Annotated in this window: 24 protein-coding genes; 10 read left to right on the plus strand and 14 right to left on the minus strand. The window is 74.6% G+C overall.

Translation table 11 applies throughout. The features are described 5' to 3' along the window. Nucleotides 1-15: 15 nt before the first annotated feature. From ACH4EB_RS10915 to ACH4EB_RS10935, 5 genes are all read right to left on the minus strand, one after another. The gene (locus ACH4EB_RS10915) at nucleotides 16-1,551 is read right to left on the minus strand and encodes an aldehyde dehydrogenase family protein (protein ID WP_398347090.1); all 1,536 of its coding nucleotides are present in this window, start codon (nucleotides 1,549-1,551) and stop codon (nucleotides 16-18) included. A 74-nt stretch (nucleotides 1,552-1,625) separates the two neighbouring features. Continuing rightward, nucleotides 1,626-3,026, minus strand: a complete 1,401-nt coding sequence (locus tag ACH4EB_RS10920; protein WP_398347091.1) for a 2-oxoadipate dioxygenase/decarboxylase family protein — start codon at nucleotides 3,024-3,026, stop codon at nucleotides 1,626-1,628. 26 nt (nucleotides 3,027-3,052) lie between these two features. Beyond that, the gene (locus ACH4EB_RS10925) at nucleotides 3,053-4,303 is read right to left on the minus strand and encodes an NAD(P)/FAD-dependent oxidoreductase (protein WP_398347092.1); all 1,251 of its coding nucleotides are present in this window, start codon (nucleotides 4,301-4,303) and stop codon (nucleotides 3,053-3,055) included. Between the two features lie 149 nt (nucleotides 4,304-4,452). After that, a complete protein-coding gene (locus ACH4EB_RS10930; protein ID WP_398347093.1) occupies nucleotides 4,453-5,169 on the minus strand; it encodes a hypothetical protein in 717 nt (238 codons plus the stop codon). Between the two features lie 3 nt (nucleotides 5,170-5,172). After that, nucleotides 5,173-5,754, minus strand: coding sequence for an RNA polymerase sigma factor (locus ACH4EB_RS10935; RefSeq protein WP_398347094.1), 582 nt, complete (start codon nucleotides 5,752-5,754; stop codon nucleotides 5,173-5,175). 337 nt (nucleotides 5,755-6,091) lie between these two features. Here ACH4EB_RS10935 and ACH4EB_RS10940 point away from each other — a divergent pair, with 337 nt between their 5' ends. Continuing rightward, on the plus strand, nucleotides 6,092-6,916 hold the full coding sequence (locus tag ACH4EB_RS10940; RefSeq protein WP_398347095.1) for an SAM-dependent methyltransferase: 825 nt from the start codon (nucleotides 6,092-6,094) through the stop codon (nucleotides 6,914-6,916). 81 nt (nucleotides 6,917-6,997) lie between these two features. On the opposite strand, the gene ACH4EB_RS10945 is transcribed toward ACH4EB_RS10940, so the two are convergent. After that, nucleotides 6,998-7,198: a hypothetical protein gene (locus ACH4EB_RS10945; RefSeq protein ID WP_398347096.1), complete on the minus strand. Its 201-nt coding sequence runs from the start codon at nucleotides 7,196-7,198 to the stop codon at nucleotides 6,998-7,000. 102 nt (nucleotides 7,199-7,300) lie between these two features. Next, nucleotides 7,301-7,501, minus strand: coding sequence for a CsbD family protein (locus ACH4EB_RS10950; RefSeq protein ID WP_398347097.1), 201 nt, complete (start codon nucleotides 7,499-7,501; stop codon nucleotides 7,301-7,303). A 229-nt stretch (nucleotides 7,502-7,730) separates the two neighbouring features. Between ACH4EB_RS10950 and ACH4EB_RS10955 the strand changes: the two genes are divergently transcribed. After that, nucleotides 7,731-8,333, plus strand: coding sequence for a hypothetical protein (locus tag ACH4EB_RS10955; protein WP_398347099.1), 603 nt, complete (start codon nucleotides 7,731-7,733; stop codon nucleotides 8,331-8,333). A gap of 32 nt (nucleotides 8,334-8,365) precedes the next feature. On the opposite strand, the gene ACH4EB_RS10960 is transcribed toward ACH4EB_RS10955, so the two are convergent. The 3 genes from ACH4EB_RS10960 to ACH4EB_RS10970 all read right to left on the minus strand — a co-directional run bounded on the left by ACH4EB_RS10960 (nucleotide 8,366) and on the right by ACH4EB_RS10970 (nucleotide 10,394). Then, the gene (locus tag ACH4EB_RS10960) at nucleotides 8,366-8,848 is read right to left on the minus strand and encodes an NUDIX hydrolase (RefSeq protein ID WP_398347100.1); all 483 of its coding nucleotides are present in this window, start codon (nucleotides 8,846-8,848) and stop codon (nucleotides 8,366-8,368) included. Between the two features lie 81 nt (nucleotides 8,849-8,929). Next, nucleotides 8,930-9,523: a hypothetical protein gene (locus ACH4EB_RS10965; RefSeq protein ID WP_398347101.1), complete on the minus strand. Its 594-nt coding sequence runs from the start codon at nucleotides 9,521-9,523 to the stop codon at nucleotides 8,930-8,932. 82 nt (nucleotides 9,524-9,605) lie between these two features. Next, entirely contained in the window at nucleotides 9,606-10,394 is a 789-nt protein-coding gene (locus ACH4EB_RS10970; protein WP_398347102.1) for a glutamate racemase, read from the minus strand. A 129-nt stretch (nucleotides 10,395-10,523) separates the two neighbouring features. On the opposite strand from ACH4EB_RS10970, the gene ACH4EB_RS10975 reads away from it, so the two are divergent. Then, nucleotides 10,524-11,681 (plus strand): glycosyltransferase, encoded by a 1,158-nt coding sequence (locus ACH4EB_RS10975; protein WP_398347602.1) that lies wholly within the window; start codon nucleotides 10,524-10,526, stop codon nucleotides 11,679-11,681. A 7-nt stretch (nucleotides 11,682-11,688) separates the two neighbouring features. On the opposite strand, the gene ACH4EB_RS10980 is transcribed toward ACH4EB_RS10975, so the two are convergent. After that, a complete protein-coding gene (locus ACH4EB_RS10980) occupies nucleotides 11,689-12,939 on the minus strand; it encodes a TerD family protein (protein WP_398347103.1) in 1,251 nt (416 codons plus the stop codon). Nucleotides 12,940-13,215: 276 nt separating this feature from the next. Between ACH4EB_RS10980 and ACH4EB_RS10985 the strand changes: the two genes are divergently transcribed. From ACH4EB_RS10985 to ACH4EB_RS11000, 4 genes are all read left to right on the plus strand, one after another. Then, nucleotides 13,216-13,677, plus strand: coding sequence for a DUF6643 family protein (locus tag ACH4EB_RS10985; protein WP_398347105.1), 462 nt, complete (start codon nucleotides 13,216-13,218; stop codon nucleotides 13,675-13,677). A gap of 92 nt (nucleotides 13,678-13,769) precedes the next feature. Continuing rightward, complete coding sequence (locus ACH4EB_RS10990; protein WP_398347106.1) at nucleotides 13,770-14,609, plus strand: MOSC domain-containing protein; 840 nt, start codon at nucleotides 13,770-13,772, stop codon at nucleotides 14,607-14,609. Nucleotides 14,610-14,856: 247 nt separating this feature from the next. After that, on the plus strand, nucleotides 14,857-15,675 hold the full coding sequence (locus ACH4EB_RS10995; protein WP_398347107.1) for an MEDS domain-containing protein: 819 nt from the start codon (nucleotides 14,857-14,859) through the stop codon (nucleotides 15,673-15,675). Next, nucleotides 15,669-16,127: an ATP-binding protein gene (locus ACH4EB_RS11000; protein WP_398347108.1), complete on the plus strand. Its 459-nt coding sequence runs from the start codon at nucleotides 15,669-15,671 to the stop codon at nucleotides 16,125-16,127. The genes ACH4EB_RS10995 and ACH4EB_RS11000 overlap by 7 nt, the downstream gene beginning before the upstream one ends. Before the next feature lie 113 nt (nucleotides 16,128-16,240). On the opposite strand, the gene ACH4EB_RS11005 is transcribed toward ACH4EB_RS11000, so the two are convergent. Further along, nucleotides 16,241-16,981: a CBS domain-containing protein gene (locus ACH4EB_RS11005; RefSeq protein WP_398347109.1), complete on the minus strand. Its 741-nt coding sequence runs from the start codon at nucleotides 16,979-16,981 to the stop codon at nucleotides 16,241-16,243. A 240-nt stretch (nucleotides 16,982-17,221) separates the two neighbouring features. Here ACH4EB_RS11005 and ACH4EB_RS11010 point away from each other — a divergent pair, with 240 nt between their 5' ends. Next, a complete protein-coding gene (locus tag ACH4EB_RS11010) occupies nucleotides 17,222-17,827 on the plus strand; it encodes a hypothetical protein (protein WP_398347110.1) in 606 nt (201 codons plus the stop codon). Between the two features lie 257 nt (nucleotides 17,828-18,084). After that, complete coding sequence (locus tag ACH4EB_RS11015) at nucleotides 18,085-20,541, plus strand: right-handed parallel beta-helix repeat-containing protein (RefSeq protein ID WP_398347111.1); 2,457 nt, start codon at nucleotides 18,085-18,087, stop codon at nucleotides 20,539-20,541. A 7-nt stretch (nucleotides 20,542-20,548) separates the two neighbouring features. Here the strand turns inward: ACH4EB_RS11015 and ACH4EB_RS11020 are convergent, their stop codons facing one another. Further along, complete coding sequence (locus ACH4EB_RS11020) at nucleotides 20,549-22,954, minus strand: hypothetical protein (RefSeq protein ID WP_398347112.1); 2,406 nt, start codon at nucleotides 22,952-22,954, stop codon at nucleotides 20,549-20,551. Nucleotides 22,955-23,184: 230 nt separating this feature from the next. Between ACH4EB_RS11020 and ACH4EB_RS11025 the strand changes: the two genes are divergently transcribed. Next, the gene (locus ACH4EB_RS11025) at nucleotides 23,185-24,030 is read left to right on the plus strand and encodes a DeoR/GlpR family DNA-binding transcription regulator (RefSeq protein WP_398347113.1); all 846 of its coding nucleotides are present in this window, start codon (nucleotides 23,185-23,187) and stop codon (nucleotides 24,028-24,030) included. A 71-nt stretch (nucleotides 24,031-24,101) separates the two neighbouring features. Here ACH4EB_RS11025 and ACH4EB_RS11030 read toward each other — a convergent pair whose 3' ends face one another. Further along, the gene (locus ACH4EB_RS11030) at nucleotides 24,102-25,199 is read right to left on the minus strand and encodes a PLP-dependent cysteine synthase family protein (protein WP_398347603.1); all 1,098 of its coding nucleotides are present in this window, start codon (nucleotides 25,197-25,199) and stop codon (nucleotides 24,102-24,104) included. Nucleotides 25,200-25,381 lie beyond the last annotated feature (182 nt).

Here is a 25,381-nt window from a genome sequence, read left to right on the forward strand (position 1 = left end):
CGCCCGTCGGCGCCTCTAGAGGAAGCTGACGCCCTGCGCGAGCGGCAGGTCCGCCGAGTAGTTGACGGTCGTGGTGACCCGGCGCATGTACGAGCGCCAGGCGTCGGAGCCGGACTCCCGGCCGCCGCCGGTCTCCTTCTCCCCGCCGAACGCGCCGCCGATCTCCGCGCCCGACGTACCGATGTTGACGTTCGCGATGCCGCAGTCGGAGCCGTCGGCGGCGAGGAAACGCTCGGCCTCGCGCTGGTCCCCGGTGAAGATGCTGGACGACAGGCCCTGGGGCACACCGTTGTGCAGGGCGACGGCCTCCTCGAAGGTGCGGTAGGTCAGCACGTACAGGATGGGCGCGAAGGTCTCCGTGCGGACGACGGCGGTCTGCGCCGGCATCCGTACGACCGCCGGGCTCACATACGCGGCGTCCGGCGCCTGGCCGGCGAGGTGCGGCTCACCTCCGGTGAGCACGGTGCCGCCGTCGTCCCGCGCGGCGTCCAGCGCCTTGGCCATGGCCGCGTGAGCGGCCGGGCTGATCAGCGGTCCGACGAGGGTGGCGTCGTCGAGCGGGTTGCCGACCGGCAACTGGCGGTAGGCGTGCACGATCTTCTCCGTCAGGCGGTCCGCGACGTCCTCGTGCACGATCAGCCGGCGCAGGGTCGTACAGCGCTGGCCCGCCGTGCCCGCGGCGGAGAAGACGATGCCGCGCACCGCGAGGTCGAGGTCGGCGGAGGGGGTGACCACGGCCGCGTTGTTGCCGCCGAGTTCGAGCAGGCAGCGGCCGAAGCGGGCGGCCACCCGCGGGGCCACCTCGCGCCCCATCCGGACCGAGCCGGTCGCGCTGAGCAGCGCGATCCGCGGGTCGTCGACGAGCAGCGAGCCGGTCTCCCGGTCGCCGAGGAGCAGCCGGTGCAGCGCGGCCGGCGCCCCCGTGTCGGCGATCGCGCGGGCCAGCAGGGCGTCGCAGGCCAGGGCGGTCAGCGGGGTCCGTTCGGACGGCTTCCACACGACCGGGTCGCCGCAGACCAGCGCCACGGCGGTGTTCCAGGCCCAGACGGCGACGGGAAAGTTGAAGGCGGAGAGCACGCCGGTCACGCCGAGCGGGTGCCAGGTCTCCGCGAGGCGGTGGCCGGGGCGTTCGCAGGCCATGGTGCGCCCGTAGAGCTGCCGGGACAGCCCCACGGCGAAGTCGCAGACGTCGGTCATCTCCCGTACCTCGCCGAGCGCTTCGGAACGGATCTTGCCGGCTTCGACGGTGACCAGGTCGGCGAGCGCGTCCTGGTGCTCGGTGAGCAGCTCGCCGAATCGCTTGACCACCGCGCCCCGCCGCGGTGCGGGAACGGTACGCCACTCGCGGAACGCCGCCTCGGCCGCAGCCACGGCCTCGTCGGTCTCCTTCGCGGTGGCGGCGGGCAGCCGGTACAGGACACCGCCGGTGAGCGGCGTACGGGCGGTGATCCCGGTGCCCTCCGGGACGGTGGCGACGCCGCAGCGGCGCAGCCGGTCGGCGGCCAGGTCGCGGAGTTCGGCGGTGCTGGGGAGCTGGGTACGGGTGCTCACGGCGGGTGGCTCCTTCGGCGGGGGGGGCGAGGACGGTGGGAACGACGGGGACGGAGTGGAGCGGGACGTGGCGGTCAGGAGGGGCACAGGTTGCGGCGGGCGTCGTCCGCGCCCAGTGCGTCCAGCGCCCGCCGCAGCGAGGCGTCCTGCTGTGCGGCGTAGATCTGGAAGGGGTCGAGCACGGGGCGGCCGATGGCTTCGGCGAGCCGGTGTCCGTCGTAGTGCGTGCCGCTGCGGGCGGTGTCCCGGGTGCCGTGTCCGGTCAGGTTGGAGGTGAAGATCCCGGCGGCCGAGCGGGGCAGGAAGTCCTCGTAGACGATCGGGCGGGCGGTCAGCCAGCCGTGTTCCAGCAGACCGGCCAGGTCGGCGGGCGGGCGCCGGCCGTCGCGCGGGCGGGCGGCCGCCGGGGCGTACGTGAAGTAGCCCAGCCCTCCGGCGGCGAGGGCCCGTTCCGAGCGCGGGAAACCGGCCTCCCAGAGGGGGCGGGCCACGTCCTGCCGGGTGGCCGCGCCGTCTTCGGCGGCGAGCCGCCGGTCCGTCTCCGCGGTGAGCGCGTCGTAGCGGGCGCGGCCCGTACGGCTCAGTGCGATACCCCGTGCCTCGACCTCACCGAACCGCACCCGCAGCGCGCCGGTGGTCAGGCTGCCGTCCGGTTCGCGGAAGGTGCGGGGTTCGTCCAGCGCGCGGAAGGAGGTCTGCCGCAGCAGGACGCCGGGGCCGTCCCAGCGGGGTGGCCCCTGGATCTCGTCGATCATGGTGATGCCACGGTCCGCCATCCGCCGGTACAGCACGTCGATGTCCAGCACGCGGGGTGTGAGGTGGTTGATGTGGGTGCTGGTGACGCCGCCGATGTCGGCGGCGACGGCGGAGATCCGGGCGAGTTCGCGGTACCAGGCGCGGTCCACCGGTTCGGGGGACAGTTCGAAGGCGGCGACCGCCAGCGTGAGGAACCGTTCGGCCTGGTCCGGTACGAGGCCGTGCTCGCGTTCGGCGCGTTCGGCGAGCGCGAGCAGTTCGGGCGGGAAGAGGGTGCGGCCGGCCAGGAAGGTCTCCAGCCGGGCCTGGAGCCCGGCGTCGAAGAACCGGCGGTCGGCGGTGGTGAGCATCGAGGTGAAGACGCGGAAGGGGTTGCGGTCCAGCTCGTCCGGCTCGACGGGCCGGAAGGCGGTGGAGACCACCGGCACCGCGCTCGTGGCGGCGTCCCGCAGGTCGTAGAAGCCCACCGGGCGCATCCCCAGCGCGGCGAACACCTGGGCGGCCTGGCGCAGTTCTCCGGGGGTGCCGACGCGGATGGCGCCGTGCCGCTCCGCGGCGACCCGCCGAGCGTCCCGGCGGACGTCCGGGTCGCGGCGCGCGACCTCGTCGTTCACCTCGCCCGTCACCTCCAGGAGGGTGGTGTACGCGGGGACTTCGGCGCCGTACATGGCGGACAGCCGACGGGCGAAGGCGGCGCGCAGCCGCCAGGTGGGGATCATGCGGTCCTCCGAAGCGTTGCCGGGCGTCAGATGATGTGTGCCTCCGGGCGGGCACCGTCGTGCCGTGCGCTCCCCTCCTCCCCCGCACCGGCGGACGGTGCGTCGAACCGGGTGGCGGCCAGCGGGGCGACGTCGAGGAACGGCTCGCGGCGCAGGTAGAGATCGCGGACCAGTTCCCCCACGGCGGGCGCCTGGAGGAAGCCGTGGCCGGAGAAGCCGGTGGCGTACAGGAAGCGGGGGACGTCCGCGGCCTCGCCGATGAGAGCGTTGTTGTCGGGAGTGGTCTCGTAGAGGCCGGCCCAGCCGTGGCTGACCGGCATCGCCGCCAGGGCGGGCGCCCGGCGGCCGACGGCCGCGCGGAAGGGCTCCAGCCACTCCCGGCTGAACTCCCGGCCGAAGCCCGGCTCCTGGCGCGGATCCGACAGGCCCATCAGCAGTCCGCCCGCGCCGTCGTCGTGGAAGTAGGCGGTGGACGCGAAATCGAGGGTGAAGGGGATGCGGGGCGGCGGGGCGGCCAGCGGTCCGGTGAAGGCGATCTGGCGGCGCAGCGGGGTCACCGGCAGCCGTACCCCGGCCATCGCGCCGACCTCCGCCGACCAGGCGCCCGCGCAGCAGATGACCGCGCCGGTGTGTACGGTCCCGCGCGGGGTCCGTACCGCGTCGAGGGCGCCGCCGCGGGTGTCGATCGCGGTGACGGGGCAGTGCGTACGGATGACCGCGCCGTGCCGGGCGGCCGCGCGCAGGTAGCCGGCCACCGCCGCCCGCGGGCGCGCGTACCCGTCGGTCGGGCAGTGCGCGGCGGCGACGATGCCGTCCGGATCGAGGTACGGGCACAGCGCGGCGGCCGCGGCCGGGCCGATGATCCGGCTGGGCACCCCGAGCGCGTTCTGCGCCGCCACTCCTTCCTCGAACAGGGCGCGTTCGGTGGCGTCTCCGAGCAGGAAGAGGTAGCCCACGCTCGCGAAGCCGATGTCGGCGCCGGGCCGCTCGCCGAACGCGCGCCACGCCTCCAGGCTGCGCCGGCCGATGCGGATGTTGAGCGGGTCGGAGAACTGGGCGCGGACGCCGCCGATGGGTTTGCCCGAGGACCCGGCGGCGGGCCGGTCGCGCTCCAGCAGCAGTACGCCGCGCACCCCGGCCTCCGCCAGGTGGAACGCGATGCTCGCCCCGAGGACGCCACCGCCGACGATGACGACGTCGGCGCGTTCGGGGAGGGGGCCGGCCGCCGTGCCGCCGTGCGTGGCCGTACCGCGGTCCGTGGCCGTACGTCGCTCCATGCGGACGCCTTTCCGTCGGCTCGCTCGGTGCGCTGCGGGTGCCGCCCCGGGGCGGCGGACCCGCTGCCGGGTTCCGGTGCGGGTGGTGCCGTCGGTTCTGATGGTGACGGCCAGGGTCCGCCGCGTCCATGCGGCGTCCGCCCGGCGGGTCACTGGCTCAAGTCGTCCACGAGCGTCGGCGACGGGCGGGGGATCTCGCCGAAGTCCTCGTCGTCGCCCACGACGGTGAGGCGGTTGATGACGTTCTCCAGGGCCGCGGGAAGCGTGGGCGCGAGACCGCTGTGCCACTGGACGAGCAGCGCGTGCCGGGCGGCGTCCGGCAGCAGTCGCCCGGCGTCGAAGGCGACCGGAGCCGGCGGTTCCTCGTCCGGGTCGTGGGCGGCCTGCGTGCGCCAGTGGGCCGCGTCGCGGAACTCGCCGTGCCGGCGGTGGGAGAGGTACAGGCAGTAGGCGGCGGTACGGCTGCCGCCGCCGGCGCCGAACCGCCACCAGAAGTCGGCGGCCTCGGCGCGTCCCGTGATGTGCAGCAGGCAGCCGAAGACCAGGGCGCCTTCGGGGTCGAGCCGGTGGTCGTCGACCAGCCGGGCCAGGCTGTCCGCCGCCGCGGCGGCGTTGACCACCAGGGCGCAGGCCAGGTCGAGTTCGTGGGTGGCCTCGTCGTGGGCGCTCGGGTAGACGGTGGGCGCCGGGGCGTCCGGACGCGGCCCGGACGGGTACGCGGTCCCGGTGTCCTCGTAGGTGTCGCCGGCGAGCCGGTCGCGGGCCGCCACGGTGTCGTAGGAGCCGTAGGACTCGGCGAGCACGTCGGCGGCGGCTGCCAGCAGGGACTCGATGGTGTCCCGGCCGGCCTGGTGGGTGTGCGGCATGGGTCACTTACCCTTCGTGGGGCCCGGTTCGATGCCCAGTGCGGCGGCGATCCTGCGCTTGCCCCGGCTCGCGTGGGAGCGGACGGTGGCCTCGTCGACGCCGAGCAGGGCGGCTATCTGGCTGTCGGAGTACCCGACGACATGGCGCAGCACGATCACGTCGCACTGCCGCTCGGGCAGCCGCGCGATCGCCTCGTACAGGCCCAACTGGCTCTCCAGCAGGGCGAACTGTTGCCGGCACTCACGCAGCAGCGCGCGGGTGACGACGGCGAAGGCGGCGCTCTGGGTCAGGGCCGTGGCGCGCCGGTGCCGGCTGAGCCAGTCGACCACGGACTCCTTGAGGACGGCCCAGGCGTAGGAGTCCACCGAGGACTGTTTGAGCGCGTACGGCCAGCACAGCCGTAATCGCTGGTAGGCGGAGCCGGTCACCTCCAGGGCGGCGTCCTCGCTGCCGGTGTGCAGATAGGCGTAGGCCAGCCATTTGCGGTAGTGCGTCTCGTGGAACGCCTCGAAGGCGATGGCCAGCCGGCGGCCGGCCTGGCGCAGCGGATCACCGGCCGGGCTTCGCGGCCGGTCACGGGTCACGGCCGCCCCCGCCGGCCGGCGCCGGGCCCGCGGGCGGGGACGCACGGCGGCAGGGGGCTGTCCCGGTACGTGCTCACGTGGAGTCCTCGTTCCGTTCGCCGCGGTCCGGGCGGCCGGCAGGCCCCGGCATCAGCGGGAGGGCGGAGCCCTTGCTTCCAATGAACCGGAAAACCCGCCCCGTTGTGGCACCGTCCCCGAAGAAATCTCACCGGAAGCGATGATGTGATGATTTGAGGAGGGGCGCTCGGCCCCGGTACGCGCCGGTGGGTGACCGTGGACGCGGGGGTGGCGCTCCGGGGCCGGCCGGACCGGCAGCCGTACAGGGAAGGCGGACCGCGTGAGCGAACAGCACGGCGAACCGGTGGTGGACCTGCAACTCGACCGGGCCCACTCGGCGCGCATCTACGACTACTTCCTCGGCGGCAGGACCAACTTCCTCGCCGATCGCACGGCCGCCGCGCGGGTGCTCTCCGTCTTCCCGTCGGCGGCGGTCGCCGCGCGGGTCAACCGGGAGTTCATGCACCGCGCGACCCGCGCCCTGACGCGGGCGGGCCTGCGCCAGTTCCTGGACATCGGCACCGGCATCCCCACCTCGCCCAACCTGCACGAGATCGCCCAGGGCCTCGCCCCGGATGCCCGTGTGGTCTACACCGACAACGACCCGATCGTGCTGGCCCACGCCGCCGCGCTGCTGCGCAGCACCCCGCAGGGGCGCACCGCCTACCTCCAGGCGGACGTCACCGACCCGGCCGGCATCGTCACGGCGCCGCAGGTACGGGAGACCCTCGACCTCGGCCGCCCGGTCGCGCTGAGCCTGAACGCGCTGATGCACTTCGTGCCGGACGGCGGGCAGGACCGGGCGCACCGGGTCGTCGAGCACCTCAAGGCGGCCCTGCCCAGCGGCAGCACGCTGGCCATGACCCACGCCACCGCCGACTTCGCCCCCGCGGCGATGGCCCGCATCTCGGACATCTACGCGGCGGCGGGCACCTCCGTGGCCTTTCGGACGGAGGCGGAGTTCGCCCGCTTCTTCGACGGCTGGGAACTGCTGGAGCCCGGCATCACCCTGGCACACCACTGGCGGCCGGACGATCCGGGCGAGGCGGCACAGGTCTCGGACGCCGTGGCCGCCTCGTACGCCGCCGTGGCACGCCGGCCCTGACCGCCCGCGCGGGGGCGACGAGCGCACCGACACCGTGCCCCTGGAAGGACGGGACCGACCCCGCACGCACCCCCGTCCCGCCTACCTGCCGCCCCCCTGCTGGACCCGGAACGCGGGCGGTGGCTGCAGATCGTGGACGTGCGGCAGTTGGGAGAGCAGTTCCACCGTCAGGGCGGTGGTCGCGCCGAGGGCTTCGGGGATTTCCACGGCCTGCGCGGGGGGCTGTGCCGTGGCGGCGGCCGAGCCGGCCAGCAGGGCCGCGGCGGCAATTTTCTTGATCATGCCGTGCACAACGAGCGCCCCGGCGCACGGGTCACCCCGCCGCCCGCACCGGTGTGCGGACGGCGGGGCGCGGGCGGGGCCCGGCGGGCCACCGCCACGGGGTCAGGTGCTGCGGTCGCCCTTGTTCTTGAGCGAGTCCCGCATCCCCTGGACGTTGCTCTTGGCCTCGTCCATCGCGCCCTTGGCCTTGCCCTTGGCCTGGTCGGTGCGGCCCTCGGCCTTCGTCCGGTCGTCACCGGTGACCGCGCCCTTCATCTCCTTGGCCTTGCCCTTGACCTTGTCCACGGCGCTCTTGTCGCCCATGCCCTGCTCCCTCGGTCGGGTTGGTGGGACAGCACCACGCTGCCGCAGCCGGGCACCGGCCGCATCCGGAGGCGGCTACCGGTAGGGCGGGTCCCGCGCGGAGGGACGGGGCGGCCGGGGGCGCCGTTCACCCGTTCGCCCGTTCCGGATCGCAGCCCGCGCACGCGCCTCTTAGCGTCCGTACGGCGGAGCGTCCCGCCTGCGTCACCCGCGGCCGAAGGAGTTCGACATGCGCCGGCTCATCGCCGTACCGACCGCCCTGCTGGCCCTCGCCGTCGCCGCGTGCGGCGGCAGCGGACCGGGTGACACCGCGGCGTCGCCCGCCGCCTCCGGCTCCGCCCCGGGCGCGAGCCCCACGAAGAGCCTGAAGGGCGGCCCGTCCGGCGGCCCGGAGGGCGGCGGCAGCGCGAGTCCGTCGGAGCCGGACGGTACCGGCTCCGCCGTTCCCGGCCAGCCGCTGGACTGCGGGGCGCTGCCCGACGCCATGGGCGAGGGCCTGACCGCCCGGCTCTTCTCCGGGCCCGGCGCCGGACCGACCGCGGGCTGCGCCGAGGCCCGGAGCGTGATGGCGGAGTTCTTCCGCGAGGCGGACGCGAACCGGCCGGCGCTGACGGTACGGGGCTGGGAGTGCCAGTACGAGAACGGGCCCACCGGCACCTGGCTGAGCAGTTGCCGCAAGGACGGCGGCCGGCAGCAGATGCACACCGAGGAGGCGGACCGTTCCGCGCCGCCGGACGGCCCCGGCGGGCCCGAGATGCCGGAGGGGCCGGAGCTGCCCGGCGGGGGCGAGGAGTCGCAGACCTCGATCCGCCTCCCCCGGGCCCACGTGTGACGGCAGCCGCCGGGTCCGTACGGCCGTGCCCGTTACCGCGCCTGCTCGATGCCGGCGAACCAGGCGGGCCCGTCGTCCATGGCCATCTTGATCCGCGCCACCGCGAACTCCTCCAGCTCCGGCAGCGCGTCCAGCGCGAACCAGCCCACCTCCAGCGACTCGTCGTCGTTGACGACGGCCGCACCGCCGGCGGCGCGGCAGCGCAGCGAGATGTCCATGAACTGGCACAGGTCACCGTTGGGGTAGCGGACCCGCTGGAGCGCCTCGACGAGGATCACCCGCTCGGGGACCACGTGCACCGCCGTCTCCTCGTAGACCTCGCGGACCGCGGTCTCGGCGGGCTGCTCCCCCGGCTCCGGGATGCCGCCGATGATCGACCACATGCCGTTGTCCGCCCTGCGGCCGAGCAGGACCCGGCCGCGGTCGTCGAAGACCACGGCGCTCACGCCGGGGAGCCACAGGAGCTGGTGGCCGATACCGGCCCGGATGTCACGGATGAAGTCGGGTGTCGCCATACCGCGCACCCTAACGAGGACCGGGAGGCGGAAGCGCCAGCCACAGGGCACCGAACACCCTTGCGAACAGGAGTACGCGCCTCAGGTCCCGGCGGCCCGGCCCTTGTCGATCCCGCACCGGCCACGGATGCAGCGCACGGCGTTCTCGGCGTCGTCCACCGTGACCGTGAAGCTGCGGCCGTCGCCCAGCCGGAGCACCACGGCCTCACCGCGCCGCACCACGACGGCCGTGCCCTGCTCGGGGCGCCAGCGGTAGCCCCAGCCGCCCCAGTGGCGCGGGGTGACGCGCGGCGCGAAGTCCGCGCCGACGACATGGTCGAGGGGGATGCGGCGGCGGGGCAGGCCCATGTGGCCGCACCGCACCTCCAGGCAGTCCTTGTCGACCCGTACGGCCACGTGCACGAAGGCGAGGGTGCCGAAGAGCACCAGCAGACCGGCCAGGACGCAGCCGACCACCGACATCACCAGCGGCGCCGGGCCGGACGACCAGGCGCCGTCCACGGCCAGCTCGATACCCAAAGCGAGACAGGCCGCGCCGATGCCCGCCAGGAGCCACTGCGCACGGTTGGTGGCGCGCCCGTGCCACACCTCGGGGACGTCCGGGGCGTCGCGGTGACTGCCGGAGCCGCTGTGCTCGCCGGGGGCGGGTGCCCCCTCGTGGGGGTGGTCCCTCATGAGACGCAGCGTACGCGCCTTTGCCCGTCCTGGCAGCGTGTCGCGCAGGGGGCGAGGGCCCCGGAGCCGGTGCCGCCGGTGGCTAGACCCCGGCCTGCGCCGCGCCGGACAGGAGGCGTCCCTCGTCATAGGCGAGAGCGGCTTCGGGAAGGCGCCCGGGCCGGCCGCTGAGAAGGACGGTGACGGTTCCCGAGGGGTCCGCGGCGGGGGCCGGGTCCGCCCCGACGCGGCGCAGCGCCTGGGCGGCGACCGCTTCGGCGGAGCCGAGCAGGACGAGCGCGGGGGCGCCGGGCCGCTGGAGGGCGGCGCGGATGCGCTCGGCGACCAGCTCGTAGTGGGTGCAGCCGAGGACGACGGTCCGCACGTCACGCGGGGTGTTCGCGGCGGCGGCCGCCACGGCGGCGTCGATCGCGGCCTCGTCGGCGCTCTCCACCGCGTCGGCGAGGCCGGGGCAGGGCACGCCGGTGACCTCGACACCGGCCGCGAACTGCTCGATCAGGCCGCGCTGGTACGGGCTGCCGGTGGTGGCCGGGGTGGCCCAGATGGCGACCGGGCCGCCGGTGGCCGCGGCGGGCTTGATGGCCGGGACGGTGCCGATGACCGGCAGTCCGGGCTCCAGCTCGGCCCGCAGGACGGGCAGGGCGTGCACGGAGGCGGTGTTGCAGGCGACGATCAGGGCGTCCGGGCGGTGCGCCGCGGCGGCCCGCGCGGTGGCGAGCGCGTGCGCCGCGATGTCGTGCGGCGGGCGCGGGCCCCAGGGCATGCCGTCCGGGTCACAGGAGAGCACCAGGTCGGCGTCGGGCCGCAGCCGCCGTACCGCGGCGGCCGCCGCGAGCAGGCCGGTACCGGAGTCCATGAGCGCGATCTTCACCCGGACACTTTACGCCGGGCCGCCCGGTACTTGTCATACCGGCGACCGCCGGCCGCCGCGCCCGCGGTGCCGCCCGGCGGGTTCCGGCCACGGCGGGCGCCGGTGCGGCAGACTGCGGGCGTGGGAGCGATGGAGTGGATCGGCGCCGGGTCGCTCGCGGCCTGGGCATGGCTGGCGCTGGCGCAGGGCTTCTTCTGGCGTACGGACGTACGGCTGCCCGCCCGGAGCGACCCGGAGCGCTGGCCGCCGGTCACCGTCGTGGTCCCGGCGCGCGACGAGGCCGCGGTGCTGCCGGTGAGCCTGCCGTCCCTGCTGGCGCAGAGGTACCCGGGCCGGGCCGAGGTGGTCCTCGTCGACGACGGCAGTACGGACGGGACGGGCGGGCTGGCCCGGGAGCTGGCCGCCGGACAGGGCGGGCTGCCGCTGACGGTCACCGCGCCCGGCGTGCCGGAGCCGGGCTGGACGGGCAAGCTGTGGGCCCTGCGGCACGGCCTGGCACTCGTGCGGGAGCGCGGCGACGCGGAGTACGTGCTACTGACGGACGCGGACATCGCGCACGCCCCGGACAGCCTGCGCGAGCTGGTGGCCGCGGCGCGCTCGGCGGACCTGGACCTGGTGTCGCAGATGGCGCGGCTGCGGGTGGTGTCGTTCTGGGAGCGGATGGTCGTCCCGGCCTTCGTGTACTTCTTCGCGCAGCTCTATCCCTTCCGGTGGGTCAACCGGCCGGCGGCACGGACCGCCGCCGCGGCCGGCGGCTGTGTGCTGCTGCGGTGTGCGGTGGCCGAGCGCGCCGGGGTGCCCGACAGCATCCGGCACGCGGTGATCGACGACGTGACGCTGGGCAGGGCCGTGCAACGGGCCGGCGGCCGGATCTGGCTGGGGCTGGGCGACCGGGTGGAGAGCGTGCGCCCGTACGCGGGGCTGGGCCCGCTGTGGCGGATGGTCTCGCGCAGCGCGTACGCGCAGCTCCGGCACAGCCCGCTGCTGCTGGCGGGGACGGTGGCAGGGCTCGCGCTGGTCTATCTGGCGCCGCCCGCCGTGCTGGCGGTCGGTCTCGCGGGCGGCGGGGCGACGGCCGTGGTGCTGGGCGGCGCCGCGTGGGCGGTGATGGCCGGGACGTACCTGCCCATGCTGCGCCACTACCGCCAGCCGCTGCTGCTCGCCCCGCTGCTGCCGGGCACCGCGCTGCTCTACCTTCTGATGACGCTCGACTCCGCCGTCCAGCACCACCGGGGGCGGGGGGCCGCCTGGAAGGGCCGGACGTACGGAGCGCCCGGAGCGTCCTGAGCGGTGCTCATTTGCGGGCCGGGGTCCAGTTCAGGCCCCAGCCGTAGGCCTCGTCGACGGTGCGCTGCGGGCTGACGCCGGGCGCGGGCACCAGGTAGCGGGCCTCGCGCCGTACGACCAGTTCGCCGCCGGTGTTGGTGATCAGGGCGAGGGCGCAGACGTTCGACGCAACGGTGCACTCGTCGAGCGCGAAGTCGACGGGGGCGCCGTGCTGCGGCTGGAGGGTGACCGTCGCGTGCAGTCCGGCGAAGCTCGTGGCGCCCGCGTAGACGGTCACGAAGACCAGGATGCGCCGGATGCGGGCCTGGTGGTCCAGGTCGACCGTCAGGTTCTCACCCGCCGTGACGGCGCCGGTGCGGTCGTCCCGGTCGAGCTGGATGTACGGCGGCGTGTGCAGGGCGCCGAAGCTGCCGCCGATGGGGTGGACCACGCCCGCGCTGCCGTCGGTGAGTTCGTACAGCGCGCACAGGTCGAGGTCCAGGTCGCCGGACCGCGGCGGCAGCGCGCCGAGCGCCTTCATGGCCCTGCGGCCGAGTTTCCTGCCCGGGCGGGCGGCGGGTTCGCCGGCCTGCCGCCAGTTCAGGTTGACCCGTAGCGTGCCCGAGGTGCCGCCCTGCTTCGTCAGGGAGACGGCGGGCGCCTCCTTCGTGAGGGTGACCTTCGACCGGCTCACGGGAGGGGCGGGGGCCCCGGCGGGCGGAGCCGGCTGCGCGGCGGCCGGGGCCGGGGGCTCCTCCGCCACGCTGATGCCGAAGTCCGTGGCCAGTCCGGCCAGCCCGGTGGCGTACCCCTGCCCGACCGCCCGGAACTTCCAGGCGCCCTGACGCCGGTACAGCTCCCCGAGGACGAAGGCGGTCTCGTCGGTGGCGTCCTGGCTGTCGAAGCGGGCCAGTTCGGCGCCGCCGTCCGCGTCCAGCACCCGGATGCGCAGCCCGTCCACCCGGCCGAAGGCGCCCGCGTCGGCCGAGGCGGCGAGCACCACCTTCGCCACGGCGGGCTCCAGCCGGTCCAGGTCGACGGACAGGCTGTCGGTCACCGTGTCCCCGGCGGGCCGCTTGCCCTCGTGGCGGACGGCGCCCGAGGCGTGCGCGGGCTGGTTATAGAAGACGAAGTCGGCGTCGTCACGGACCTTCCCGGCCGCGGTCAGCAGCAGCGCCGACGCGTCCACGTCCGGGGTGCCGGGCCCGGTGCGCCATTCCAGTTCCAGCCGTACCGATGTGGCCGGTACCGCGACGTTGCTCCCCTTGGGCATCGGCATCGTGGCGCCCCTTCCTTGCTTCGCTTGCTTCGCTCGCTTCGCTCGCCGGGCTCCGGTGCGGCGCCCCTTCTGCACGGTGGCAGGTTCCAACCTACTTGCCGAAAAATGTCCGCCGTTCATCTGATGTGGACACGGCCTTTACACGATTCCTACGGGCGATCGCGACCGTTTTTGCCAAGTTCGCGCACATTGGAGATCAGGAGCTGCACGCGACACGTGAAACAACCCTCTTTTCAGGCTCCCCAACCGGCACATCGTGGGCTTAACTTAAGAGGTATGACCTCCCCCCGCTCTACCTACGGCGGCGGCTACTACGCTTCGCCGTCCTTCCCGGACACCCCGATCTACGACTCCCTCGTCGCCGAGCGCGGCACCCCGCAGATTGCCCCGATCCGCGTCGAGTTGCCCTATGACTCGGGCTCGTCGTACATGCCGGCCCTGCCGTCGGCGCTGCCCGCGCTCCCCGCCGCGCCCTCCCCGCCGCATCCCGGCCAGGGGTATCAGAGCGCCGCGGCCCAGCCGGTCGCCCCGCTGCAGAGCGCCCCGGCGCCGTACATCCCCCAGCAGACGGGACCGCGCGGCTACCCCGCCCAGCAGCAACAGCCCCAGCGCCCCGCCGGGAACGGCGGCACGGGATACGACGCGATGCGCCCGGCCGGACCGGTCGCCCCGCGCCCCGCGCCGTCCCCGTACGACGATCCGTACGGCGGCCGCCAGCAGTACCCCCGCGGGTACTGACCGGCTGATCCGTACGCGGGCGGAGGACCGGTCCCGCACGACCGGGCGGCACCGGTGACCGGGCCGCTGCGGGAGCCTGGCAGGATGAGGGCGTGCTGAACCCTTTCCTCCAGTCCATACACCGGTATCCGGTCAAATCCGTGGCGGGGTCGGACCCCGGCGAGGCGGTCGTGGAACCGTGGGGGCTCGCCGGGGACCGCCGCTGGATGCTCGTCGACGGCGAGCGCCGGTTCGTCACCCAGCGCGCCCGGCCCCGGCTGGCCGCCGTGACCGCCACGGAACTCCCGGGCGGCGCCCTGCGGCTGACGGCGCCGGACCTGCCGCCGCTGACCGTCGAGGTACCGGAGCCAGGGGCCACGGTCCCGGTCGAGGTGTGGCGGGACAAGGTCGAGGCGGTGCCCGTGTCCGGCACCGCCGCCGAGTGGTTCAGCACCTACCTGGGCGTAGCCGTGGAGCTGGTCCACCTGGACGAGCCGGCCCGGCGGCGCCCCACCGACCCGGCCTACGCGCGGCCGGGCGAGACCGTCAGCTTCGCCGACGGCTTCCCGCTGCTCCTCACCACCACCTCCTCGCTCAGCGCCCTCAACGCGCTCGTCGCCCAAGGGGCCCATGCCGACGAGGGCCCCCTGCCGATGGCCCGCTTCCGGCCGAACGTCGTGGTGGACGGCACCGCGCCCTGGGACGAGGACACCTGGCAGCGGATACGTATCGGCGAGGTCGTCTTCCGCGTGGTGAAGCCGTGCGGCCGGTGCGTGATCACCACCACCGGCCAGCGCACCGGGCGGCGCGGCAAGGAGCCGCTGCGCACCCTGGCCCGCCACCGCCGCATCGGTGACCAGCTCGTCTTCGGCCAGAACCTGATCCCGGAGAGCACCGGCACCCTCCGCGTCGGCGACCCCTTCGAGGTGCTCGCCCGCCGCCCGCCCGCCTGAGTCCCGCCCGCCCGCACGCCCGGGCCCCGCACGGCGGGCGCCTGACGCGCCGTCGGCACCGGCGCACACCTCCGGACGCGGAGCGCCCGGCCGCATTGCGGGCGCGTGTCCGGCTGCCTACAGTGAGCGCACGGCGATACCGACAGCGGGAGCCGTGGGGAGTGTCTAGGTGCCGATGCCGACCTGGGAACCGCCCGGAGACCATCTCATTCCGGTGCAGCACATGCGTCCCGGGGACCACGCCTTTGTGAGCTACGACGACGACGAGGTGCGCTGGGAGGTCATGACCGCCTTCGTACGGCTCGGACTCGCCCAGGGGGAGAAGGTCATGCTCTTCCCCGATCCGTGGCTCCCGGAGGCCGAGGTGCTGGCCCGGCTCGACTTCACCGGCCGCAGCACCGTCACGGCCCGCGAACGGGGCCAGTTGGTGCTGAGCAGCATGCGCGGACTGATCCGCCCGGACCTGCGGTTCACGCCCGAGCGGCAGCTCGGACGGCTGCACTCGGAGACGGCCCGGGCCGCCGCCGAGGGCTTCACCGGCCTGCGGGCCTTCATCGACATGCGGTGGGTGCCCGATCTGAACGCCGACGTACGGGTGATGATGCACCGTGAGACGCACGCGGACGCGCTGTTCGACGGCCGTCCGTACAGCGAGATCTGTGCCTACGACCGCCGCTGGTTCAGCCCCGAGGTGCTGCACGCGATGGACCGGGCGCACCCGCGCAGCCTGCTGGAACGGCTCGGCAGCCTGCGGTCGGTACGCGGCGGGGACGGCAGTGTGCACTTCGTCGGCGACGCGGACGCCACCGCCCGCCGCCCCTTCACCACCGCGCTGGAGCTGGCGCTGTCCGGCAGCGCCGGCGCCCGCCGGCTCACCGTCGACCTGACGCGGCTGCACCTGCTGTCGGTGAGCTGCGCCACCGCGCTGATCGTGCTGGCCGACCGGGCCAGCGGTCACGAGCTCGTCGAGGTCCGCTGCGACCGCGTACACGCCCGCACGCTGCACCGCCTCGGCGCGGGCGCGGTGCAGCGGCTGGCCATGACGGAGGTGATACGGCCGTGCTGACCCCGGAGCCGGCCACGTCCGAGGACGGGCCGGCCGACACACAGAACGCCACCTGTCTGCTGCGGCGCCGCTTCACCGCGCGGGTGCTGCCGCAGCTTCGGCTGCTGGTGGAGGAGTGCGCCCTGCGCGAGGGCCTGGCGGAACCACGGCGCGGGGAGTTCGTCCTGGCCGTGGACGAGATCGCGGGCAACGCCGTGGAGCACGCGGGCGGCTCGGGCCGGCTGCTGCTGCGCCGCATCGGTGACGAACTGGAGTGCCGTATCAGCGACTCGGGCCCCGGCTTCAGCGAAACGGTGATCCCCGAACTGCTGCCGGGGCTCGACGGAGCACACCACGGGCGCGGGCTGTGGCTCGCACGCCTGGTGGCGGACCGGTTCGCGGTCCGGCCGGGCGAGGCGGGGGCGGCCGGGGCCCGGGGGACCGAGGTCACCCTGGCGGTACGGGTGCAGTGACGCGCGTGGGCGCGTCGAAGGACGGAGGGGCGCGGCGGTGGATGCCCGGGCGCGGCGGCGCGCGTCGTACGGACGGGCGCCTCCGGCCGACCCGGGCGCCCGGGTCCGCCCCGTCAGCGCGGCCGGTCCTCCGGGGCCCGCAGCCACTCCTGCGCCCGGTCGCGGACGATCTGCTCGCCGTGCTGTTCGGCCGCGTCGTCGTGCTCGTACTCCAACTGGCCCACCACAGCGACCACCCCGTCGATACGCCCCGCCAGCCGCAGCGCCACCGGCACCTCGCTGCTGCGCCCCAGCCGCCCCGACAGCGTGACCACGCCCGCCCGTACGGACACGCCGAGCGCGCCGGGCTTGAGGCCGAGGGTGCGCACGAGGACCTCGGTGATCAGCTCCTCGCGGATCTCCTCGTCCGGGCGCAGGAAGACCTTCAGCAGATCGCTGCGGGTCACCAGCCCGCACAGCCGGCCCTCCGCGTCGACGACCGGCAGCCGGTCCAGCTTCCCGGTCACCATCAGCCGGGCGGCCTCGGTGACGGTCTGGTGGGGGCCGATCGTCACCGGCGGCGAGGTCATGAGCTGCCCGGCCCGCAGGCCGCGCTTCCTGGCCCGCGCCGCGCGGGCGCTGCCGGTCAGCCGGCGGCGGTTGTACCAGCGGTTCTGCAGCATGTCCTGGGCGGCCTGGCGGAACATCAGGTCCGTCTCGGAGATGACGCCCACGACCTTGCCGTCACCGTCGACGACGAGCAGCCCCGTCTTGCGGTGCCGGCTCAGCAGATGGACCACTTCCCGGAACGACGTGGTGTGCCGGGCCTTGACGACCTCGGTGTTCATGAGCCGGCCGACCTGTCGGTGCTCCATCGCGGGCCCTCCCTCACACGGGGATACACAGTGCCGGCCGCCGCCAGGGGTGGCTGAAGTCCGCGCACGCGGCGATACGGTGCGCGCCCCGCAGGTGCGGGAGCGCCGGGCGGCCCCGCGCCGTACGCGGCCCGGCCCCCGCGTCCACGTGGCGGCGCCGGGACCTTCGTCCTCCGTTCGCCCCGTCCGTGCATGACGCGCGCCGGACGAGGTACCTGCGGATACGAGAGGGGGCACGACGTGGTACGAGTCATCGCGGGACTGTGGCGCTGGCGGCGCAACCCGCTGCGCCGGACGACCGACCTCCTGGAGGCGTGGCTGGCGCTGGCCGCCGCCCTGCTGATCGTGCTGGGCGGCGGCTTCGCGGGCCTCGCCGCGGGCAGCGCCGCCCACGACGCGCTGCGGCGGTCCGTGCGGACGCAGGCACAGGAGCGGCACCAGGTGTGGGCGACGTCGGACCGGTCCGTCGCGCGGCCCTCCCCGGGCTCCGACCCGGAGGCCGCCGCCGGCCGTGCGACGCACCACCGGGTGAACGCCCGCTGGACCGCCCCGGACGGCAGCGAGCACAGCGGCCCGGTCGCCGCGCCGGGTGCCGTGAAGCCGGGTGAGCGGTTCCGGATCTGGACCGACGCGCGGGGCCGGGTGATGGCGCGGCCACTGGACGCGGGCACGGCCCGGGCCCACGCGGTGCTCGCCGGGCTCGGCGCGGCGGCCCTGACGGCAGCGGTGACCATGGGCGGGCGGCAGTTCGTGACGCGCCGGATGCTGGAGCGCCGGTACGCGCGCTGGGAGCGGGAGTGGGAGCGGGTGGACCAGGACTGGGGACGGGCCGGGGCGGGAAGCTGAACGGCGGACGCGGGCTGCGCGACGGTCCGCGGCACGGCCTCCGGGGAGGCCACCGGATTCTCGTACGGCGGGGCCGCCGGTGCCGTCCGCGAACTCCCGCACATACAGGCTGACCATGTCATCCGGCGCCCGCCGGGCGCGCTACGGTGGAGCGGCCAGCCTCCCGGCTGGGGTCCCGGGCGCACGTACGCGGACATACGCGGACGTACAACTGCCGGGCCGGTAACAGCCGCACGAGGTGGGGACACGACAGCGCCATGGCACAGGGCTCGGTCCAGGTGACGCACACGGGCACGTCGCGGTGGCGGCGCCGCACGGGCGAGTACGGCTCGCTGGCCGCGGCCCTGGAAGCCGCCGGGGACGGCGACGTGCTGACCGTCGGCGCCGGTACGTACCGCGAGAACCTCGTGCTGCTGCGCGCGGTGACGCTGCGGGGCCCCGAAGGCGCGCGCGGGTCGGTGCGGATCGCGCCCGCCGACGGTGTCGCGCTGACCGTGCGGGCCTCGGCGACGGTGCAGGACCTCCAGGTGGAGGGGCAGGACTCCACGGTGCCCGCGGTGCTGGTGGAGGACGGGGCCCCGGAGCTGGACGGGCTGCGGGTGGTGACGCGTTCGGCGTCCGGCATCGAGGTGCGCGGCGGCGCGCGCCCGACCGTACGCCGCTGCACGGTCGACAACCCGGGCGGTGTGGGCATCAGCGTGCTGGACGGCGCCGGCGGCATCTTCGAGGAGTGCGAGGTGGTGGCCGCCGGGCGGTCCGGGATCGCGGTGCGCGGCGGCGCGCACCCGCGGCTGGAGAACTGCCGGGTGCGCCACGCCTCCGGCGCCGGCCTGTCGGTCGAGGGCGAGGGCAGCGGCGTGGAGGCGGTCGGCTGCGAGCTGTACGAGATCAAGGGCACAGGGGTGCAGGTGGCCTCGCGGGCCGGCGGCCAGCTCACCGACTGCTCCGTGCACCGGACTTCCGCCGACGGCATCACCCTGGACACCGACGCGGTGCTCACCCTCGCCGACTGCGACATCCACGACATCCCGGAGAACGCCGTGGACCTGCGGTCCCGGTCGGTGCTGACGCTGACCCGCAGCACGGTGCGGCGCTTCGGCCGCAACGGGCTGTCCGTATGGGACCCGGGCACCCGGGTGGACGCCAACCAGTGCGAGATCCACGACAGTACGGGCGACTACCCGGCGGTGTGGGTCAGCGACGGCGCCACCGCCGTCCTGGACGCGACGCGGGTGCACGACGTGCCGGACGCGCTGTTCGTGCTGGACCGGGGCTCGCGCGCGGACGTGGTCGACTCCGACCTGTCCCAGGTGCGCAACACGGCGGTGTCGGTGAGCGACGGCGCGACCGTACAGCTCGACGACTGCCGCATCCGGGAGGCCGCGACCGGCGCCTGGTTCCGGGACCACGGCAGCGGCGGCACGCTCGCCAACTGCACCATCGACGCGGCCCAGACCGGTGTGATCGTGACCAAGGGCGCCGATCCCACCGTCGAGCGCTGTGTGGTCGCCTCCCCGGCCGAGGCGGGATTCTACGTCTCGGCGGAGGGGCGCGGCACGTTCACCGGCTGCCGGGTGACCGGCAGTTCGGGCTACGGCTTCCACATCATCGACGGCTGCCGTACGACGCTGACGCGCTGCCGCACCGAGCGGTGCGCCCGCGGCGGATACGAGTTCGCGGACAGCGGCGCGGCGCAGGGCGAGGGGTACCCGGGCGGGCCGACCGTACAGGACTGCACCAGCGACGAGAGCCGGGCGGCCGGGGAGCCGGCGGCACCGGCCCCGGCGGTGCGGGCGCCGGTGGGCGTACCGGCGACGCGGACGGCCGGGCTGCTCGGGGCCGTACCGACGCAGCCGGTCCAGCCGCCGCCCGCCCCGGAACCCGCGCAGGCTCCCGCGGTGAGCCGGCCCTCCGAGGAAGTGCTCGGCGAGCTGGACAAGCTGGTCGGCCTGGAGAGCGTCAAGCGCGAGGTCCGCAGTCTGATCAACATGATCGAGGTGGGGCGGCGACGGCAGGAGGCCGGGCTCAAGGCCGCCTCCGTCCGCCGGCACCTGGTCTTCACCGGCTCCCCCGGCACCGGCAAGACCACCGTCGCGCGGCTTTACGGCGAGATCCTGGCCGCGCTGGACGTGCTGGAGCGCGGGCATCTGGTGGAGGTGTCCCGGGTGGACCTGGTCGGCGAGCACATCGGCTCCACGGCGATCCGTACGCAGGAGGCGTTCGACCGGGCGCGCGGCGGGGTGCTGTTCATCGACGAGGCGTACGCGCTCTCGCCGGAGGACTCCGGGCGGGACTTCGGGCGCGAGGCGATCGACACGCTGGTGAAGCTGATGGAGGACCACCGTGAGGCGGTGGTGGTGATCGTGGCCGGGTACACCGCCGAGATGGAGCGCTTCCTCGCCGTCAACCCGGGTGTGGCGTCCCGGTTCTCCCGCACCATCACCTTCGGTGACTACGCGCCGGAGGACCTGCTGCGGATCGTCGAGCAGCAGGGTGAGGAGCATGAGTACCGGCTGGCCGAGGGGGCGGGCGAGGCGCTGCTGAAGTACTTCACTGCGCTCCCCAAGGGCCCTTCGTTCGGCAACGGGCGGACGGCCCGGCAGACGTTCGAGGCGATGGTCGAGCGGCACGCGGGCCGGGTCGCCCTGCTGGCCGACCCGGACACCGACGACCTCACACTGCTGTACGCGGAGGATCTGCCCGACCTGCCCTGACCCACCGTCAACTGCCTTCCGGGGGCTCCGCCGTATCGCGCTGGTGCGGCACGCAGGCCCCGAGCCGGGCGATCAGTGTGGCGCGGGCCTCCTCGAACACCGGGTCGGACTGGTAGTCGCCGTGCCCCAGGATCTGGGCGGGCAGCGGATGCTGGAGGGTCCGCCCGAAGGCGAGCGGGTCGCGCAGCGGGCCGAGGTCGATGTCGGGGCCGTCCTCGCAGGTGAGCCGCACGGGCCCGCCGATGGGGTCGGTCAGCCGCCACAGGTTGCGCCAGTCGTCCATCTCCCGGTGCAGGCCGGTCAGCGCCGCCGGCCCGAAGCAGGCCGGGAACCACCGCCCGTACAGCCGCTCCAGGGGCGAGCCGTAGGTGAGCAGGGCGACCCGGCTGCGGGTGACCAGGTCGAGCTGCCAGACGGCGGCCGCCGCCAGCACACTGCCCTGCGAGTGGCCGGAGAGGACCAGACGGCCGTCGTTGTTCTCCGTCCAGGTGGCCATCCGCCACGTCAGGTCGGGGACGGCGCGCTCGGCGTAGCAGGGCGGCGCGAACGGGTGCGCGGCGCGCGGCCAGAACGTACCGACGTCCCACAGGATGCCGATGGTCCGGCGGGTGGAGCGGTCGCGGTAGGCGCGCCAGCCCATGACGGCGAGCAGCAGGACACCGGCGCCCATCAGCCAGGAGCCGAGCGACTCCGCCGTCGCGGCGGCCGTGTGCACCAGCAGGGGCGCCCGCTCCGTGGCGCGGCCGGGCGCGCGGTCGGTGAGCCAGGCGCCGGCCACGGCGCCGGCGCCCAGCACGAGGGTGACCAGGCAGACGGCGCCGACCAGGACCGGGGCGGAGTCGGTGAGCCCGGCCCGGGCGATGGTGCCGGCGATGCGGCGCGTCCGCTGCTCGTCGGGCCGCTCCTGCTTGTCGTACAGGCCGGGGATGTCCGGTTCCACCTTGCGGCGCACCAGCAGCATCCGGACACCGGCCAGGACGGCGAAGGCCGCGACGACCACCAGGAGCACCGGGAGCACCGACGCCTGCCAGGACAGCAGGACGGGCGGTCCGGCGATCGGCGCGCCCGGCCGGCCGGGGGCCGAGCCGCCGTCCAGCCAGTCGCCCAGCCGCTGGGCCGCTCCCCCGGTGAGCACGCCGCCCAGCGCGCACCCCAGCAGGGCGACGGCCGCGCCGTGGAATCCGTTGAGCGCGGCGCGGCCGTCGCCGTGCCCGTGCCCGTGCCGTCGGGCGGCGTTCTGGAGGAAGCCCGCGGTGACGAGGAGGCCGAGGACCAGCAGGCCCTGGAAGACGGCGATGCCGCCGAAGGCGCCGCTGCCGGGCAGCCGGTCGCCGCTGACCCAGTCGGGCCGGGCCCAGGCCGTGTGGACGGCGGCCAGGACGAGCGCGCAGAGCGCGCCGAACGGCAGTGCCCTGACCAGGAAGCGGTCGCGGTGTTCATCCGGTTCGGCTTCGCAGCGCGCGGTGCGGCAGACGATCCATACGGTGAGCGCGGCCAGCAGCACGACCAGCGTGAGCAGGACCCGGCCGAGGACGGACAGCAGGCCGCCGCCGCCCGTACGCCGGTCGAAGTCCGCCCCGGCGACGAGCAGCGCGACGGCGATGGTCAGGAGCCCGGCCGCGGTGTGCGCGGCGCGCAGCCGGGCCACCACCCGGCGGCCGTACCAGAAGCCGCGGCGGGTCAGCGCGGGACGCTGGGCGGACGGGACGTCACGGGAGGTGCCGGGGCGCCGCGGCGGCGGCGAGGCGGACTCGTACGCGCTCCACGTACGGCGGGAGAGCCACCACAGGAAGCCGACGAGCAGCAGCGGCATCAGGGCGGCCAGCACGATACGGCGGCCGGGACCGCTCCAGGTGCCGCCCTGCTCGGGGCTCATGAAGCCCATCCAGGACTTGCCCGCGGCGCACGCGGCGCTGCCGGCGCACTGCCAGGCCGTCAGGTCCAGGGCCACTTCGCAGGCGGCGGCGACCAGCAGGACGGTGAGACTGAGGGCGAGGAGGCGGACGAGGATGTCGTACACGTAGTGGCCCCTGTGGTGGGAGGGGGCGGCGGGACGCATCCAGTGGGCGAGGTTGGCGACCATGAAGGGGAGCAGGATCAGCCACAGGGCGCGGGCTCCGTTGCCGGAGGTGAGGTTGCACCAGCAGTACGCCTCGCGGATCGGTTCGGCGCGGTAGTCGTCGGGGCGCTGCTCGGCGTCGGCGTCGACGGCCCTGCGGTACACGGCGGCGGTGTCGTCGCCGGTGACCAGGACGGTGCGCGGGTCGCCGAGCATCCTCTCCGGGGTCGTGCCGCCGACGCCGTGCACGAGGAGTTCCAGGGCGAGTTGCCGCTCGCCGGGTGGCGCGTCGCCGTCCGGGGTGGTGTCCGGCCCGTCCGGAGTGTCGCGGTGCGTACTGCTTGCGGTGTCCACTGGTCTTTCCCCCGATGCCGTACGTGCCGGTCGGCGCCGCACGGTACCCGGCCGCGCCCTCCGCTGTCATGTCATGCTCAACCGAACGCCCGCCGCTCCGGGCGCGCGCCTCGCGCCTGCCTTCTTCCCGGTTCCACGGACGCACACCCCACCCCGGCGGGGCGGATGCGCCCGGTGCCGCGTGCGAGGATGTGGACGCAACGGCAGCCGGGTGGAAGGGACAGGCCGGGGTGAGCGACAACCAGAACCTGCTCGCGGAGCAGCGGCGCGCTCTGATCCTCGACGAGGTCAGACGGCGCGGCGGCGTCCGCGTGAACGAGCTGACCCGCAGGCTCAACGTCTCGGACATGACGGTCCGGCGCGACCTGGACGCCCTCGCCCGGCAGGGCATGGTCGAGAAGGTGCACGGCGGCGCCGTGCCGGTCAGCGAGCCGAGCAGCCACGAGCCGGGCTTCGAGGCCAAGTCGGGGCTGGAGCTGAGCGCCAAGGAGGACATCGCCAAGACGGCGGCCCGGATGGCGGCGCCGGGCGGCGCCATCGCCCTGGCGGGCGGCACGACCGCGTTCGCGCTGGCCCAGCAGTTGCTGGAGGTGCCGGACCTGACGGTCGTCACCAACTCGGTACGGGTGGCCGACGTGTTCTACAACGCGCAGCGGGCGGCGGCCGGCGGCAGCCAGGCGCCCCGGGCGGGCGCGGCGACGGTGGTACTGACCGGCGGGGTCCGCACCCCCTCGGACACCCTGGTGGGTCCGGTGGCGGACGCCGCGATCCGCTCCCTCCACTTCGACGTGCTCTTCCTCGGCGTGCACGGCATATCGGTGGAGGCCGGGCTGTCCACGCCCAACCTCGCCGAGGCGGAGACCAACCGCCACTTCGTCCGCTCCGCCCGCCGGGTCGTGGTGGTGGCCGACCACACCAAGTGGGGCACGGTGGGTCTCAGTTCCTTCGCCTCCCTGGAGGACGTGGACGTCCTGGTGACCGACCGCGGACTGCCGGCGCGGGCGCGCGAGGAGATCGCGGAACTGCCCCCGGAACTGGTCGTCGCGGGCGAACCGGGCGACGGCGCCGACATCTGAGGGGCGGGCGGCCGGGGTGACGCCCCGGCTTCAGGGATGCCGCCCCTGCGGCCCCGGCGAGGGCCAGTGGCTCAGCCCGGCCAGGTGCCGGTCTCCAGGAAGCTCTCGATCGTCGCCGCGTACGGCGCGATGTCCAGGCCCTGCTCCGCCAGCCACCTGTCCGAGTAGTACTTGTCGAGGTAGCGGTCGCCCGGATCGCAGAGCAGGGTGACGACGGAGCCGGTGCGCCCCTCGGCGACCATCTCCGCGACGATCTTCAGCGCGCTCCACAGGCCGGTCCCCGTCGAGCCGCCCGCCTTGCGTCCGATGGCCCGCTCCAGGGCCCGTACGGCCGCCACGCTCGCCGCGTCCGGGACCTTCATCATCCGGTCGATGGCGCCGGGCACGAAGCTGGGCTCCATGCGCGGCCGCCCGATACCCTCGATGCGCGAGGCGGTGGCGCAGTCCGACTTCGCGTCGCCGGTCCGCCAGCCGTCGAAGAAGCAGGAGTTCTCCGGGTCGGGCACACAGATGCGGGTGTCGTACTGCATGTAGTGCACGTAACGGGCGATGGTCGCCGAGGTGCCGCCGGTGCCGGCCGTGGCGACGATCCAGGCCGGTTCGGGATACCGCTCCAGCCGTAGCTGCTGGTAGATCGACTCGGCGATGTTGTTGTTGCCCCGCCAGTCCGTCGCCCGTTCGGCGTAGGTGAACTGGTCCATGTAGTGCCCGCCGGACTCGGCGGCCAGCCGGGCGGAGACCGCGTAGACGGTCCGCGGGTCGTCGACGAGGTGGCAGGTGCCGCCGTGGAACTCGATCAGCCGGGTCTTCTCACGGCTGGTCGTGGCCGGCATCACCGCGATGAACGGGACCCCGATCAGCCCCGCGAAGTACGCCTCGGAGACCGCGGTGGAGCCGCTGGAGGACTCGATGACGGGCTTGCCCGGCCGGATCCAGCCGTTGCACAGCCCGTAGAGGAACAGCGAACGGGCCAGCCGGTGCTTGAGGCTGCCGGTGGGATGGGTCGACTCGTCCTTCAGGTACAGGTCGATGCCCCACTCCTCCGGCAGCGGGAAGCGCAGCACATGGGTGTCCGCCGTCCGGTTGGCGTCCGCCTGCACCTTGCGGACGGCTTCTTTGAGCCAGCTCCGGTAGTCCGGATCACTGCGGTCGATGTCCATGGTCGGCATCGGGCAGCCGCTCCCGGGCACCCGGTCCGCGGGGTCGTACGGTGACTGTGCGGTGCTCATCGGCGCGCTCCCCGACGTGGGTCCAGACCCGTGCGGAACGCCGGGCCGGTTCCGACTATAACCACCTGCCACACGCTTCTCACCTGCATAAACAACCCTTTGAGCAACCCCAAGCACCACCT

It is taken from the genome of Streptomyces sp. NPDC018045 (assembly GCF_044327445.1).
GTDB lineage: Bacteria > Actinomycetota > Actinomycetes > Streptomycetales > Streptomycetaceae > Streptomyces.